The following is a 15,145-nucleotide window of genomic DNA, read 5'->3' on the forward strand; positions in this document are numbered from 1 at the left end:
CCGACCTCCGAGGAAAGACTGATGAGAACGATCCGCCTCGCCGCCGCCGCGGCAGCCGCCGCCCTGACACTCACCGCCTGCGGTTCCAGCGGCGCCGAGCCGCCCGCCGCCGAGTCCGCACCCGAGACCCGCGTCTTCAAGGCGGACAACGGCGAGATCAAGATTCCCGGCGCGCCCAAGCGCGTCGTGGCCACGGGCTACGCCGTGCCCGCGTTGCTGGAGGCCGACGCACCACTGGTCGGCATCTCCACCTGGAAGCGCGGCATCCCGCTGATGACCGACGAGGACCGCAAGTCCTACGAGGAACTGCCGAAGATCGCGGGTGAGGCGGCGGCGGAGACCAACTACGAGGCCATCGCCCAGGCGGAGCCCGACCTGATCGTGATCGGCGTGCCGAAGCCGGTGCTCGCCGACATCGACGTCAAGCGGCTGGAGGCCATCGCTCCGGTCGTGGCGATCGGGCCGTCGGTGCCGTCGGCGTGGCGAGAGCTGTCCCGCAACCAGGCCGACGCGGCGGGCGCGCTGAAGCGGTTCGACGCCGTCCGCGACGAGTACAAGGCGAAGGCGGCCGAGGTCGCCAAGAAGTACGCCGACGTCCTGCCGAAGCTCGAGTTGGGCCACGTCGGCGCGTACGGCGAGGTCGCGAAGGGCAACTTCCAGCGCGAGTTCAACGGCTCCTGGGGCACCAACGTCGCCCAGGACGCGGGCGCGAACTACTACGGCAAGGTCAAGGTCAAGGGCGGCGGTGCGAAGGACGTCAGCGAGTACCCGTCCATCGAGGAGCTGACCGCGGCGTTCGCCGAGGCCGACGCCATCAGCTACTCGGTCGGCCCGGACGGCAAGCCGTCCGCCGGCGTGCAGTACGTCCTGGACTCGCCGCTGTGGAAGGAACTGCCCGCCGTGAAGGCGGGCAAGGCGTTCCCCCTCCGCTACACCGAGGCCGCGACCTACCAGAGCGCGATGAAGGCCCTGGCGTCCGTCGACGAGGCGTTCGCGCCACTGCTGAAGAAGTGACGGGCCGGCGGGTCGCGCTGCTGAGCGGCGCACTGGTCCTGCTCGTGGTGGTGGCGGTGGTGGGCGTCGGCATCGGCGCACACCACGTCCCGGTCGTGGAGGTAGTCCGGGCGTTGCTCGACCACAACGGATCTCCCGACCACGTCGTGGTGCGCGACGTCCGTGCACCACGTGCCCTGCTGGCGGTCGGAGCCGGCGCGGCGCTGGCCGTGGCGGGGGTGCTGATCCAGGTGCTGATGCGCAACCCGCTGGCAGAACCGGGGGTTCTGGGGGTGACGGCGGGTGCCGGGTTCGCGATCACCGCGGGCTCGGCGCTCGGCCTCGCCGCGTCCCCCGCGGGGGAACTGGGGGCGGCGGTGGCAGGGGCGGTGATCGCCACGCTGCTGGTGTACTCCGTGGGTCGCCGGTCGCCGCTTCGGCTGGTGCTGACCGGAGTGGCGCTGACCGCCGTGCTCAGCGGCCTGTCGCTGGGACTGCGGTTGCTGTTGCCGGACGTGTTCGACCGCTACCGCTTCTGGTCGGTCGGCTCGCTGGCCGGACGCGAGCAGGCGCCGAACACCGTGCCGTTGCTGGTGATCGCGGTCGCCGTGGCGTGCGCGCTGCTGCTCGCCCGGCAGCTCGACGCCGTCGAGCTCGGCGAGACCGTCGCGCAGACGCTCGGCGTGAACGTGCACCGGGTGCGGCTCGCCGCGCTCGTGCTGATCACCGTGCTGTCCGGCGCGGCGACGGCCATCGCGGGACCGATCCTGTTCGTGGGCCTGATGGTGCCGCACCTGGCGCGGAGGTTCGCGGGCTCGTCGGTGCCGTGGCTGACCGCGTTCGCCGCGGTGCTGGGACCGGTGCTGTTGCTCGTGGCCGACATCGGGTCGCGGGTGCTGTTGCCGACCGGTGAGGTGCCGGTCGCGATCGTGACGGCGTTCCTCGGCGGGCCGGTGCTGATCTGGGCGGTTCGCCGGCACGGGGCGGTGGCGGCGGCATGAGCGCACTCGTCCTGCGCGGTGGCCCGGTGTCCGTCCGCGTGGAACGCCGCACGGTCGTGCTCACCGCCGTGCTGCTGACCCTGATCGCGGGCGTCGGTCTGCTCGGACTTAGTTACGGCGCAACGTGGTCCAGCCCCGCCAAGGTCTTCGACGCGTTGTCCGGCGGCCGGGGCGGGGTCGTGATCCGCGAGTGGCGGCTGCCGCGCGTCGCCGCCGCGTTGCTGTTCGGCGCGGCGCTCGGGATCGCGGGCGCGATCTTCCAGAACATCACCCGCAACCCCATGGGCAGCCCGGACATCATCGGCCTCGACGCCGGGGCGTACACCGGGGCGCTCGTCGCGATCACCGTGCTGTCCGGCACCTCCGTGCAGCTCGCCGTGGGCTCCGTCCTCGGCGGCGCGGTCGCGGCGGCGGCGGTCTACCTGTTGTCGCTGGGCGGCGGCCTGTCCGGGTTGCGGCTGGTCGTCATCGGCATCGCCGTCAACGCGATCCTCATGGCGCTCAACTCGTGGATCGTGCTGAGGGCCGACCTGGAGGTCGCGATCGCCGCCGTCGGCTGGAGCGCGGGTTCCCTCAACGGCGTCGACTGGTCCGACGTGCGGCTGCCGTTCGGGATCATCGGCCTGCTGCTGGTCGCGATGGTGGTCCGTTCCCAGGCGCTGCACCAGGACGCGCTCGGCACCGAACTCGCCGTCACCACCGGCGTCGGGGTGGACCGGCTGCGGCTGCAGCTCGTGGTCATCGGCGTCGGGCTCACCGCCACGGTCACCGCCGTCGCCGGGCCGATCGCGTTCATCGCGCTGGCCGCGCCGCAGATCGGCAGGCGCCTCGCGAAGGCACCCGGTGTGCCACTGCTGCCCGCCGCGCTCACCGGCGCGTTGTTGTTGCAGGGCGCGGACCTGGTGGCGCAGATGCTGCTCGCGCCCGTGTCCCTCCCCGTCGGCGTGGTCACCACGGCCATCGGCGGTTGCTACCTCATCTGGCTGCTCACCAAGGAGGTGCGGCGTCCATGACCGCCCGCCTGACTGCCCGTGAACTGACGCTGCGCTACGGCGACAGGGTCGTGTCCGCGCGCCTCACGCTCGACGTGCCGGACGGCGCGTTCACCGCGATCGTCGGACCCAACGCGTGCGGCAAGTCCACGCTGCTACGCGCCTTCGTCCGGCTGCTCAAGCCCGCCGATGGGCAGGTGACGCTGGACGACCGCGACGTCACCGCGTACCCGACGAAGGCACTGGCCCGTTCGCTCGGGTTCCTGCCTCAGGATCCCGTTGCCCCGGAGGACATCCGGGTGCGGCAACTGGTCGCGCGCGGCCGTTTTCCGCACCAGTCCCTGCTGTCCACCTGGTCCGCCGCCGACGAGGACGCGGTCACCGCGGCCATGGAGGCGGCGGGGGTCGAGGACCTGGCCGACCGGCCCGTGCACCAGCTGTCCGGCGGGCAGCGGCAACGCACGTGGATCGCCGTCGTCCTCGCCCAGGACACGCCCTACCTGCTGCTGGACGAGCCCACCTCGTTCCTCGACATCACCCACCAGTACCAGCTGCTCGAGCTGCTCGGGGGGCTGCGCGACCAGGGCCGCACGGTCATCGCCGTGCTGCACGACATCAACCAGGCGTGCCGCTACGCCGACCACCTGGTGGCGATGAAGGAAGGCCGGATCGTCGCCGAGGGAGCCGCCGCCGACATCGTCGACGCCGTGCTGCTCAAGGAGGTCTTCGAGCTGCCGTGCGTCGTCGTCCCCGATCCCGTCACCGGTACCCCGATGGTGGTACCACTCCCAGGAGCGTCGAGTTGACCACCGCACCCGTGACCCTGCTCGAGCTGACCGGCGCCCAGCTGGGCATCTGGCACGCCCAGCGGCTGGAGCCCGAGTCGGGCTACTACGTCGTCGGTGACGTCGTCGAGATCACGGGCGCCGTCGATCCAGACCTGCTGGCCGCCGCCGTCCGCGCGACCGTCGAAGAGGCGGAGTCGTTGCGGCTGCGGGTGTTCGACACTCCGGACGGACCGCGCCAAGCGCTGTCCGGCGAGCCTGTTCCGCTGCCCCGCGTCGTCGACCTGCGAGCCGAACCCAGGGCCGCGGCCGAGGCGTTCGTGACCGCGGAACGGGAGCGGGTCGCCGCGGCGTGCCGGGAGATGACCGGCCGGGAGCTGTTCTCGCACACCGTGATCCGGGTGAGCGACGACGAGACGTGGTTCACGCAGCTCGGCCACCACCTGGTGTTCGACGGCTACACCGCGGCCATGATCGCCCGCCGCACCGCGGCCCACTTCACGGCGCTCACGCGCGGCGAAGAGCCGCCTCCCTGTCCGTTCGGGCGGTTCACCGACGTCGTCGCCGCTGACCTGGAGTACCGGGCGAGCGAGCGGGCCGAGACCGACAGGGCCTACTGGCGGGAGCGGTTCACGCCGTTGCCCGAGGTCGACGCCGCCTCCGGTTCGGGTACGCCTGGGAGCGTCCTGACCGCACGCGCCGTGCTGGACGCGGCGCAGGTCGCTCGCCTGCACGAGGTCGCGTCGGCGGCCGGCACCACCTGGGGCGAGGTGCTGATCTCCTGCTACGCCGCGTTCCTGCACCGCGTGCTGGGCCGCACGGACGTCGTGTTCGCCCTGCCGTTGATGTGCCGCACCGGCGTGGCGCTGCGCACCCCGGCGATGGCGGTCAACGTGTTGCCGCTGCGAGTGGACGTGCGGGGCCACGACCGACTCGACGAGCTGAGCCGGCGGGTGGCCACCGTGATGCGCGAAATGCGCGCGCACCAGCGCTATCGGGGCGAGAACCTGCCACGGGACGTGCCGGGCGCGGGTGCGTTGCTGCATGGACGAGGCGTCAACCTCAAGGCGTTCGACCTCGCACTGGACTTCGCCGGCGCGGCCGGCGTGATGCGCAACGTCGCGGGCGGGCCGCCGGAGGACATGGGGCTGAGCGTGCTGCCGACCGCGGACGGCGGACTGCTGCTCGGCTTCGAGGTCGACGCTCGCCGCCACGACCAGGCCGGGGTCGACCGCGTGCTGGCGTCCCTGCTCGCGTTGGCCGACGGGCTGACCGGGCCGGACCTGCCGCCCGTCGGTGCCGTGGAGCTGGCCGGCGCGGAAGTGCTGCCGGAGTGGGCCACCCCGGCGGTGCCGGGTGCGCCCGCCGACGTGCCCGCGCTGCTGGACTCGGTGGCGGCACTGGGGTCCGCGACCGCGCTCGTGCACGGTGACGAACGGGTCGGTGCGGCGGAACTGGTCGACCGCGTGCGCCGGGCGGCGCGTGGGCTGCGAGCCAGGGGAGTGCGGCCGGACGACGTGGTCGCACTGGCGCTGCCCCGGTCGGTGGACCTCGTCGTCGGCTTGCTCGCCGTGCTGGAGGCGGGTGCGGCGTTCCAGCCGCTGGACCTGGACCATCCCGCCGAACGACTGCGTGAGCTGGTCGCCGACACGAAGGCCGTGCTGACGATCGGGAAGGACCTGGGCGTTCCCCACGTCCGACTGTCCGAACTGGACGGCCCAGAGTTCACCGTCGACCGTTCACCGGAACACCTGGCGTACGTGATCCACACGTCCGGTTCGACCGGGCGGCCCAAGGGCGTGCTCGGCCGGGTCGGCGGACTGCTGTCGCTGATCCACCACCACCGCGCCACCACTGTGGCCGAGACCGCGGGTGGACGCAGGCTGCGGGTCGCGCACACGTACTCCTTCGCGTTCGACTCGGCGCTGGACCAGTTGCTGTGGCTGTTGTGCGGCCACGAACTGCACCTCTATGACGCCGACACGGCCCGTGACGCCGACGCGTTGCTGGCGGCCTACCGGCGCGACCGGATCGACGTCGTGGACACCACACCGTCGCTGGCGGGGCCATTGCTGGACGCCGGTCTGCTGCACGGCGAGCACAAGCCGTCGTTGCTCGTCCTCGGTGGTGAGGCGACCCCGCCCGCGCTGTGGCGGCGAGTCGTGGCCACCGGTGTCGCGGCACGCAACATGTACGGCCCGACCGAGGCGAGCGTGGACAGCACCACGGCCCGGATCGACGGCGACACCCCGACCATCGGCCACCCGGTGTCGGGAACGCGGATCTACCTGCTGGACAACGCGTTGCGCCCGGTTGCAGCCGGTGCTTCCGGTGAGCTGTACGTCGCCGGTCCGCACCTCGCCCGCGGCTACCTCGGGCAGCCCGGCGTCACCGCGGAACGGTTCGTCGCCGATCCGTTCGGCCCGGCCGGCGCGCGGATGTACCGCACCGGTGACATCGCCCGCTGGGTGCCCGGTCGCGGCCTGGAGTTCGCCGGACGGCGCGACGGCCAGGTGAAGATCCGCGGTCACCGCGTCGAACTGGGCGAGGTGGAGGCGGTTCTCGGTGCGCTGCCGGGAGTCCGGGCGGCCGCCGCGGCGATCGACGGCACCCGCCTGGTCGGCTACGTCGTCGGGGATCTCGCACCGGACGAGGTGCGGGAGGCGATGGCGCAGCGGGTGCCGGACCACCTGGTGCCCGCGGTGGTCGTGCCGCTGGACGCGTTGCCGGTGAACCACAACGGAAAGCTCGACCGCGCCGCACTGCCCGCCCCGCGCACGTCCGGTGGTGGCCGGGCGCCGCGCACCGAACGGGAACGCGTGCTCGTCGACGTCGTCGCCGAGGCCACCGGAGCGGCCGGCGTGGGAGTGGACGACGACTTCTTCGCGCTCGGCGGCGACAGCATCATCGCGATCGCGGTGAGCAGCCGCCTGCGCGCACACGGCCTGGAGCTGCGTCCCCGTGACCTGCTCGGCCGCCGCACCCTGGCCTCGCTCGCGGCCGAGGCCCGCGAGATCGGCGGCACGGACGTGCCCGAACACGAGCCCGTCGGTGAGGTGCCCGCGCCGCCGATCGTGCGGGCCCTGCTCGACCCGCACCCGGACGGCGTCCCCGGCTACACCCAGTGGACCGCGCTCCACGTGGACGACCTGACGCTCGAAGCGCTGAACGAGGGCGTTCGCGCGGTCGTGGACCACCACGACGCGCTCCGCCTGCGGCTCACCCCCGGCGGCCTGGAGATCCGGCCGAAGGGCACCAGTTACCCGGACGTCACGGAGAGCACCGAGTTCCCTGACACACAACTGGATCCGCGCACCGGCGACGTGCTGCGAGTGACGCTCGTGCACACCGCGGACGGCGACCGGCTGGTGATCGTCGCGCACCACCTGGTGATCGACGGTGTGTCCTGGCGTGTGCTGTTGCCCGACCTGCAGGCCGCGTGCCGGGGTGAGGCGCTCACGCCGGTCGGCACGTCGTGGCGGCACCACGCCGTCACGCTCGCCGAGCAGGGCCGCTCCGGCGCGCGGCGCCACGAGCTCGGCCACTGGCGTTCCGCGCACGACGGCTTCCGCCTCGGCGACCGGCCGCTGGACCCGGCACGGGACACCGTCGCCACCGCGCACCGCAGCACGACGACCGCCACAGAACGGCAGAGCCGTGCCGTGCTCACCGCGTTGCCGGCCGCCTACCGCGCGGGCGTGGACGAGGTGCTGCTCGCCGCGGCCGCGATGGCGTTCGGTACGGGGCGCGCGTCGGTCACCCTCACCGTCGAGGGCCACGGCCGCGAGCTGCCCGGCGCGGACCTCTCCCGCACGGTCGGCTGGTTCACCAGCGAGTACCCCGTCCGCGTGCCCGTCGATCCCGATCCCGGTCGTCAGCTGCGCGCGGCCAAGGAGGCCAAGCGGACCGTCCCCGACAACGGCATCGGCTACGGCGTGCTGCGCCACCTCGACCCCGCCACCCGTGACGAGTTCCGCGGTCCCGAGGTGGTGCTCAACCACCTCGGCCGCTTCGCGCCGTTGCCCGGCCCGTGGCGGCTGCCCGAGGGTGACGCGTTCGCCGTCACCGAGCCGCCGGCCAAGGCACTCGAACAGGTGCTGGCGCTCAACAGCTTCGTGTACTCCGGTGACCGTCTGGTCGTCGAGTGGACCGCTGCGGGAGACATCCTCCCGCCGACGCGGGTCGCTCAGCTCCAGGAGGCCTGGGACGCCGCGCTCGACGCGTTGGCCGCGCACGCCGACGAGGTCGGTGACTACGGCGGCCTGACCCCGTCCGACCTGCCGCTCGTGTCGCTGGACCAGGCGGACATCGACGCCCTGGGCCGCGTCGAGGACGTGCTGCCCGCCACAGCGCTGCAGGCAGGGCTGGCGTTCCACAGCCTGGTCCGCGGCCAGGACGACGCCGACGTGTACGTGGTGCAGGCCGTCACGCTGTTGCGCGGGCTGGTCGACGTGGAACGGATGCGGGCCGCCGCCGGGGAACTGCTGCGCCGCAACCCCGCGTTGCGCGTCCACCTGCACACCACCGCGGCCGGAGAGGTCGTCCAGGTCGTCCCGTCGGAGGTGACCCTCGACTTCCGTTGCGTGGACACGGGTTTCGAGGCCGAGGTACGCGCCGACCAGACCCGGTCGTTCCTGCCGGACCGGCCGCCGCTGATCCGGTTCCTGCTCGGCACCTCCGGCCGCGACGACCACCGGCTGGCCATCACCATCCACCACGCCCTGCTCGACGGCTGGTCGATGCCGATCGTCGGCCGCGCCCTGCTGGCGATCTACGCCGAGCTCGGTGGCGGTCCGGCGGTACCGGCGGCGCCCGCGTTGGGCGACTACCACCGCTGGCTCGCCACCCGTGACCACGAGGCCGGGCTCGCCGCGTGGCGGGAAGCGCTCTCCGGACTGGACGACGGCACCCGCCTGGCCCGCGAGTCGTCCGCGGTGGCCCGTCCTGAGCGGGTCACGGTCGGATTGGGTGCCGAGTTCAGCGAGCGGCTGCGCGGGTTCGCCCGCGACCGCGGCGTCACCCCGGCCACCGTGCTGCAGACCGCCTGGGGAGTGCTGCTGGGCCGCCTCACCGGCCGCCGCGACGTGGTGTTCGGCTGCCCCGTCTCCGGTCGCCCGTCCGAAGTGGACGGAGTCGAGGCGATGATCGGTCAGCTGGGCAACACGATCCCGGTCCGGGTGCGGTACGAGCCCGGCGACGCCGCCGCCGACGTGCTCGACCGCGTGCACGCGGACAGCGTCGCGCTCGCCGAGCACCACCACGTCGGCCTGCCCGGCATCCAGCGCGCGGCGGGCATCGGTGAGCTGTTCGACACCATGCTGGTGATGGAGAACTTCCCGCTCTCCAGCCGGGGCACCGAAACCCTCGCTCCCGGTCTCGACCTGGCCGGCGTGGACATCATCGACGCCACGCACTACCCCCTCACCGTGATCGTCCTGCCCGGTGCGGACATCACGCTCGGATTCGGTTACCAGCCAAGCGAGTTCGACGAGGCCACGGTCCGCGGTTACGGCCGCTGGCTGGTCACCCTGCTGCGGCACGTCGTCGACGAGCCGGACAGCCCGATCGCGCGGCTGAGCAACCTCGACGCCGACGAGCACAAGGCCGTGCTGAGCATGAGCGACGGCCCGGAGCCCAAGCGGGAACGCGGTGGGGCGCTGGAGGAGTTCGGCAACTGGGTCGAGCGAACCCCGCAGGCCGAAGCCGTGGTGTGCCGCAACCGGTCGCTGACCTACGCCGAACTCGACCGGCACGCCAACCGCCTCGCGAACGCGTTGCTGGACGGCGGTGTTCGCCCGCAAGACCCGGTGGCGGTGCTGCTGCCGCGCGACGTGGACATGGTCGTCGCGCTGTTCGCCGTGCTGAAGGCGGGCGCGGTGTACGTGCCGATGGACCCGGACTACCCGCACGACCGTCTCGCCTACATGGCAGGCGACATCAAGCCCGCCGCGGTGATCGCGCACGAGGCGTTCGGCTCCTACCCGTTGGTGCGGCCGGATTCCGGCGGCGCCGACACCGATCCGTTGCACGCCCGCGCGGGCATCACCGGCGAGTCGCTGGCCTACGTGATCTACACGTCCGGCACCACCGGCAAGCCCAAGGGCGTCGGCATCCCGCACCGCGGCGTGCCGAGCCTGGTGGCGCTGCAGGAGGACGTCGTCGGCATCGGCGAGCGCGAACGCTACCTGCACTTCGCGTCCACCAGCTTCGACGTGGCGTTCTGGCAGTTCATGCTGCCGCTGCTGTCCGGCGGCACCTGCGTGATCGCGCCGGAGGAGGTGCGGGTGCCCGGTGACGAGCTGCTGGACTACATCGCCGAGCACCGCGTCACGGGGGTGAACCTGCTGCCGTCGTTCCTGGCGGCCATGCCCGACGACCGCACCGTGCCACCGGACGTGTTCTTCGTCGTCGGTGCGGAACGTCTCGACCCGGAGCTCGCGCGGCGCTGGGGCGCCAGGCGGGCGCTGTTCAACGCCTACGGCCCGACCGAGGCCACGATCAACTCGGTGACCTGGCACTACGACCCCGACGACCCCGGCCCGTTGCCGATCGGCCTGCCCGACCCCGAGGTGCGGGCGTACGTGCTCGACGGCGGGTTGCTACCGGTGGGTGTCGGTGTGACGGGAGAGCTGTACCTGGCGGGCCCGAAGGTCGCGCGTGGCTACGTGAACAAGCCCGGCCTCACCTCCGAGCGGTTCGTCGCCGACCCGTTCGGCCCGCCGGGCTCCCGCATGTACCGCACCGGCGACCTGGTGCGGTGGCGTGCGGACGGGCAGATCGTGTTCCTGGGCCGCGCCGACCACCAGGTGAAGGTGCGCGGGTTCCGGATCGAGCTGTCCGAGATCGAGACCGTGCTGACTCAGCACCCGGACGTGCGGGCGTGCGCCGTGATCGTCCGTGACGGACGGCTCGTCGGCTACGTCATCCCGACCGATGACGCGGACCTCGACCTGGCCGGCGTTCGCGCGTACCTCGCGACCGAACTGCCGGACCACATGGTGCCGGCCGCGTTCGTGGAGCTGTCCGCGTTGCCGTTGACGCCGGGAGGCAAGCTCGACCGGGTCGCACTGCCGGCGCCGGAGCTCGTCGCCACCGCGGCCCGCGAACCCGCCACACCGGCGGAAACCGTGCTGCTGCGGGTGTTCCGCGAGGTGCTCGGCCGGGCGGACGTGCAGCTGGACGACTCGTTCCTCGACGTCGGCGGGGACAGCATCGTGTCGCTGCGCCTGGTGTCCCGCGCCCGCCGGGAAGGGCTGGAGTTGGGTGCGCGCGACGTGTTCGAGGGCGTCACGGTCGCGGGCATCGCCGCGCGCTGCCGGATCGCCGAGGAGGTGCACGACGAACCTGCCGTCGGCGACGCGCCGCTGAGCCCGGTGATGCACGACCTGCTGCGGCGCGGTGGCGACGTGGCCAGGTTCTGCGTGTGGCAGGAGATCAGCGTGCCCGCCGGCGGGTCCGCCGGCACCTGGCGCCGCGTGATCGACGCACTGCTTGCCCGGCACGACGTGCTGCGTGCCCACCTCGCTGAGGGGCCTGTGCTGCGCATCCCCGCACCCGGAGAGGTCACCGCCGCCGATGTGTTCACCCACGTGACCGCGACCGACCTGCGCACGGCGGTCGACGAACACCTGGCCCGGGCGCGGCAGGACATGGACCTGCGCACCGGCCCGCTGCTGCGCGCCGTGTGGTTCGACGCCGGGCCGGACCGGCTCGGGCGGCTTCTGCTCGTGGCGCACCACATGGTCATGGACGCGCTGTCGTGGCGTGTACTGGTCGACGATCTCGTCCACGCGTACGAGGGCAACCCGCTGCCACGGCACGGCCGGTCGTTCCTCGCCTGGGCGCGGAACCGGCGGGACGAACCACCGGTGCCTCTGGAAGCTCCGCCCGCGCCGCTCGCCGTGCTCGATCTCGCGCGCGACACGGCCGCGACCGCCGTGCACCACATCATCGAACTGGATGAGGAGAGCACCAGGAAGGTGCTCGCCGATCACCCGGAGGCCGTGCTGCCGACGGTCTTGGCGCTGGCCGTGGGCGCGTGGCGTGGCGGTGAGCCCGATCTGCTGGTGGCGTTGAAGAACCACGGCCGCACCGAGGAGGACGCGCAGAGCGTCGGGTGGTTCACGACCACGCGCACCGCTCGCGTCCGGCCCCCGCTGCCGACGATCGAGTCCGTCGCCGCGCCGGCGCACCTGGAGTTCAACTACCTGGGCCGGATGTCCGCTGTACCCACGACGGAGGTGGTGTGGCAGGTGCCTCCCGGCGCTGACCCGCTCGGTTCCGCCGCCGCCGACGACATGCCTCTGCCGCACCCGTTGATGATCACCGCGGTGGAGCGCGAGGGCCGGCTGGGTGTGCGCTTCACCTGGCCCGCCGCGCTGTTCACGCCCGACGAGATCACGTCGCTGGGGGAGTGCCTGACCAAGGTCGTGGGTGATCTGCCGTGACCGCGTCCACAGTGGACCGTTCCTTGTGGCGGGTCGCGTTCGTCCTGGTGCTCGGCACTTTCATGGCGTCGCTGGACAGCACGATCGTCGCAGTCGGCCTGGACACCCTGGCCGGCGAGTTCGACGCGTCGGTCACCGACGTCCAGTGGGCCACCACCGCGTACCTGCTGGCGGTCGTGACCGCCGTGCCTGCGTCCGGGTGGCTCGCTGACCGTTTCGGCGGGCGGAACCTGTGGCTGGGGGCCGTGGTGGTGTTCCTGCTCGGCTCGCTGCTGTGCGCGCTGGCGTGGTCGCTGCCGAGCCTCATCGTCTTCCGCGTCCTGCAGGGACTCGGCGGTGGCGTGCTGCCGCCGGCCGGTCAGGCGTTGCTCGCGCGCGTCGCCGGGCGGGAGCGGATCGGCCGCCTGATCGCCGTGGTCGGTGTCGTCCCGCTGCTGTCGCCCGTGCTCGGGCCGTTGGCCGGCGGTGTGATCCTGAGCGTGGCGGACTGGCCGTGGCTGTTCCTGATCAACCTGCCGGTCGGCCTCGCCGCCCTGCTCCTGGCCCGCCGCTACGTACCCGCCGTGCCGCGTGCGGAGGAGCCGGGAGCGTTCGACCTGCGCGGCGCGTTGCTGCTGGCACCGGGCCTGGCCGCCCTCGTCTACGGCCTCACGACCGGCGCCGGTGTGGTGGCCGTGCCGGTCGGGGTGGCCGCGCTGGTCCTGTTCGTCGTGCACGGCCTGCGCACCACCCGCGTGCCGCTGCTCGACCCGCGGCTGTTCACCAGGCCGCCGTTCGGCCCCGCGGCGCTGGGGCTGGCGGTGCTCAGCGCCTCGGTCTTCGGCACCATGTTCCTGCTGCCGCTCTTCCTGCAGGCCGACCTCACGGCGTTGCAGGCAGGCCTGCTGCTCGCACCGCAGGGCGCGGGAGCGGTGCTCGGTTCGGTGCTGGTGACCAGGTTCGTGGACGCCGTCGCACCGCGCACGCTCGTGCTCGCCGGCATCCTGCTCATCGCCGTCGGCACCGTCCCGCTGACCCAGATAGACCACGGTCTGCCCGACCTGGCGATCGCGCTCGTGTTGTTCGCCCGCGGTCTTGGCGCGCCGCTGGTGGGCACTCCCGTGATGACCCTGGTCTACCGCAGCATCGAGCCCGCCGCCCTGCCGCGCGCCGCGAGTGCGTTGAGCCTGCTCAGCACCGTCGGTGGCGCTGTCGGCACCGCGGTGCTCGCCGTCGTGCTCGAGCACCGGCTGCGAGTTCGCGGCACCGACGTGTCCGCCGCGTTCGCCGACGCCTTCTGGTGGGTGCTCGGCATGGTGCTCGTCGCGGCCGTCGCGGCGACCAGACTTCCCCGTCCCGCCCCCGAGAGGGAACCCTCCGATGCCTCTTGACCTCATCCCCGCCCCTGCCGACCTGACCGCCGCGCACCCGGTGAACCCCGGTGTCGCAGGACATCGGGAGACGGTGTCGGACGTGCTGGCCGGCCGCGACCCGCGCCTGCTGGTCGTCGTCGGGCCGTGTTCCGTGCACGACACCGACGCCGCGCTCGAGTACGCCGCGCTGCTCGCGCACGAGGCCCGGCGCCTGTCCGACGACCTGGTGGTCGTCCTGCGCGCCTACCTGGAGAAGCCGCGCACCGTCGCGGGGTGGACCGGCTTCCTCACCGACCCCACCCTCGACGGCAAGGGCGACATCGCGACCGGCGTGCGCCGTGGCCGCGAGTTCCTCGTGGAGGCGGCGGCCACCGGCCTGCCGCTGGCCTACGAGTTCGTGGACCCGCTGCTGGCCCACCACGTGGCCGACACGATCTCGTGGGGCGCGATCGGCGCACGGACCGTCGCCGCCCAGCCCCACCGGCATCTCGCGTCGTGGCTGCCGATGCCGATCGGCCTGAAGAACTGCGTCTCGGGTCGTCTCGACACCGCGATCGCCGGCGTCCAGGCGTCCCGCCAGCCGCACGCGTTTCCCGGCATCGGACCGGATGGCCGCCTGACCACGTTGCGCGGCACGGGAAACCCCGACACCCACCTGGTCCTGCGGGGCGGCCCGACCCCCAACTACGCGGCCCCGCACGTCGCCGCGGCACGCACCGCGCTCACCGAGGCCGGCCTCCCGCCCCGCGTCGTGGTCGACGCCTCCCACGGCAACAGCGGCAAGGACCACAACCGCCAGCCCGCCGTGGTCGAGGACCTGGCGGACCAGATCGCGGCGGGCGGCAGCGGCATCGCCGGCGTGATGATCGAGTCCTACCTGGCCGACGGCAACCAGAAGACCCCGGACCGGCACGACCTGAGCCTCACCGACGCCTGCCTCGGCTGGCACCGCACCGCCCCGCTCCTGGAGACGCTGGCCCGCGCACGGTCCGCAAGCAGTCGGTGATCCCCGTTCAGCGGTGTGCCGCCGCACGGTCGCGCAACGCCACGTAGCCGGCCACAAGAGCAGCCGCCACCACGGCTCCGGCGCTGTTGTTGAACAAGTCCTGCGTCTCGCACAGACCCCGCCCGACGAGAGGCTGCAGGACCTCGATCGCCGCGCTCGACGCGACCGCCGAGACCAGCACGGCGAGCGGCCGTCGCGTCGCGAGCACGGCGCACCACACCAGCGGCACGAACAGCAGCGCGTTGAACAGCTCCGACACCCCGTGCACTGAAAAGCCGTTGAGGAGGCAGAACTGCGTGCCGACCAACGCCCAGCTCGGTTGCGACCGCGAGAACGTCACGGCGAGCACGACGCCGAGGAAGATCCCCGCGAACACGGAGGGAACCGCCCGCCACCCGAACCGCCGTGCCGCGAACCACGCACCCACGCCCAGCACCGCCGCTCCGACCACCACGCCGCCCGCGGTCAGCGGATCCGAGAACACGAAGACGATGGCGTCCAGTGCCCACCACACCTGATCCAGCACAGCTCAGAACCCCTCGCCCCCACAACGGAATCCGATGTGGGGG

Annotated in this window: 8 protein-coding genes; 7 read left to right on the plus strand and 1 reads right to left on the minus strand. The window is 72.7% G+C overall.

What is annotated here, in order from left to right:
- Nucleotides 1–21: 21 nt before the first annotated feature.
- From LX88_RS21845 to LX88_RS21875, 7 genes are read left to right on the plus strand one after another with little or no spacing between them, the layout of a single operon-like run.
- On the plus strand, nt 22–1,014 hold the full coding sequence (locus LX88_RS21845; protein ID WP_258949643.1) for an ABC transporter substrate-binding protein: 993 nt from the start codon (nt 22–24) through the stop codon (nt 1,012–1,014).
- On the plus strand, nt 1,011–1,994 hold the full coding sequence (locus LX88_RS21850) for a FecCD family ABC transporter permease (protein WP_258949644.1): 984 nt from the start codon (nt 1,011–1,013) through the stop codon (nt 1,992–1,994). The genes LX88_RS21845 and LX88_RS21850 overlap by 4 nt, the downstream gene beginning before the upstream one ends.
- Complete coding sequence (locus LX88_RS21855) at nt 1,991–3,007, plus strand: FecCD family ABC transporter permease (RefSeq protein WP_258949645.1); 1,017 nt, start codon at nt 1,991–1,993, stop codon at nt 3,005–3,007. The genes LX88_RS21850 and LX88_RS21855 overlap by 4 nt, the downstream gene beginning before the upstream one ends.
- Nucleotides 3,004–3,792: an ABC transporter ATP-binding protein gene (locus LX88_RS21860; RefSeq protein ID WP_258949646.1), complete on the plus strand. Its 789-nt coding sequence runs from the start codon at nt 3,004–3,006 to the stop codon at nt 3,790–3,792. The genes LX88_RS21855 and LX88_RS21860 overlap by 4 nt, the downstream gene beginning before the upstream one ends.
- Complete coding sequence (locus LX88_RS21865) at nt 3,789–12,218, plus strand: non-ribosomal peptide synthetase (RefSeq protein WP_258949647.1); 8,430 nt, start codon at nt 3,789–3,791, stop codon at nt 12,216–12,218. The genes LX88_RS21860 and LX88_RS21865 overlap by 4 nt, the downstream gene beginning before the upstream one ends.
- Complete coding sequence (locus LX88_RS21870; protein ID WP_258949648.1) at nt 12,215–13,588, plus strand: MDR family MFS transporter; 1,374 nt, start codon at nt 12,215–12,217, stop codon at nt 13,586–13,588. Before LX88_RS21865 ends, LX88_RS21870 begins: the two co-directional genes overlap by 4 nt.
- Nucleotides 13,578–14,576 (plus strand): 3-deoxy-7-phosphoheptulonate synthase, encoded by a 999-nt coding sequence (locus LX88_RS21875; protein WP_258949649.1) that lies wholly within the window; start codon nt 13,578–13,580, stop codon nt 14,574–14,576. Before LX88_RS21870 ends, LX88_RS21875 begins: the two co-directional genes overlap by 11 nt.
- Nucleotides 14,577–14,583: 7 nt before the next feature.
- Here LX88_RS21875 and LX88_RS21880 read toward each other — a convergent pair whose 3' ends face one another.
- Nucleotides 14,584–15,102, minus strand: a complete 519-nt coding sequence (locus tag LX88_RS21880) for a VanZ family protein (protein WP_258949650.1) — start codon at nt 15,100–15,102, stop codon at nt 14,584–14,586.
- Nucleotides 15,103–15,145 lie beyond the last annotated feature (43 nt).

Origin of the sequence: Lentzea californiensis, assembly GCF_024648825.1 — a bacterium.
GTDB lineage: Bacteria > Actinomycetota > Actinomycetes > Mycobacteriales > Pseudonocardiaceae > Lentzea > Lentzea californiensis.

Bases quoted from the DNA above. Each gene is read 5' to 3' on its own strand.
- LX88_RS21845 (WP_258949643.1), top strand. From the start codon at position 22: ATGAGAACGATCCGCCTCGCCGCCGCCGCGGCAGCCGCCGCCCTGACA.
- LX88_RS21875 (WP_258949649.1), top strand. From the start codon at position 13,578: ATGCCTCTTGACCTCATCCCCGCCCCTGCCGACCTGACCGCCGCGCAC.
- LX88_RS21860 (WP_258949646.1), top strand. From the start codon at position 3,004: ATGACCGCCCGCCTGACTGCCCGTGAACTGACGCTGCGCTACGGCGAC.
- LX88_RS21855 (WP_258949645.1), top strand. From the start codon at position 1,991: ATGAGCGCACTCGTCCTGCGCGGTGGCCCGGTGTCCGTCCGCGTGGAA.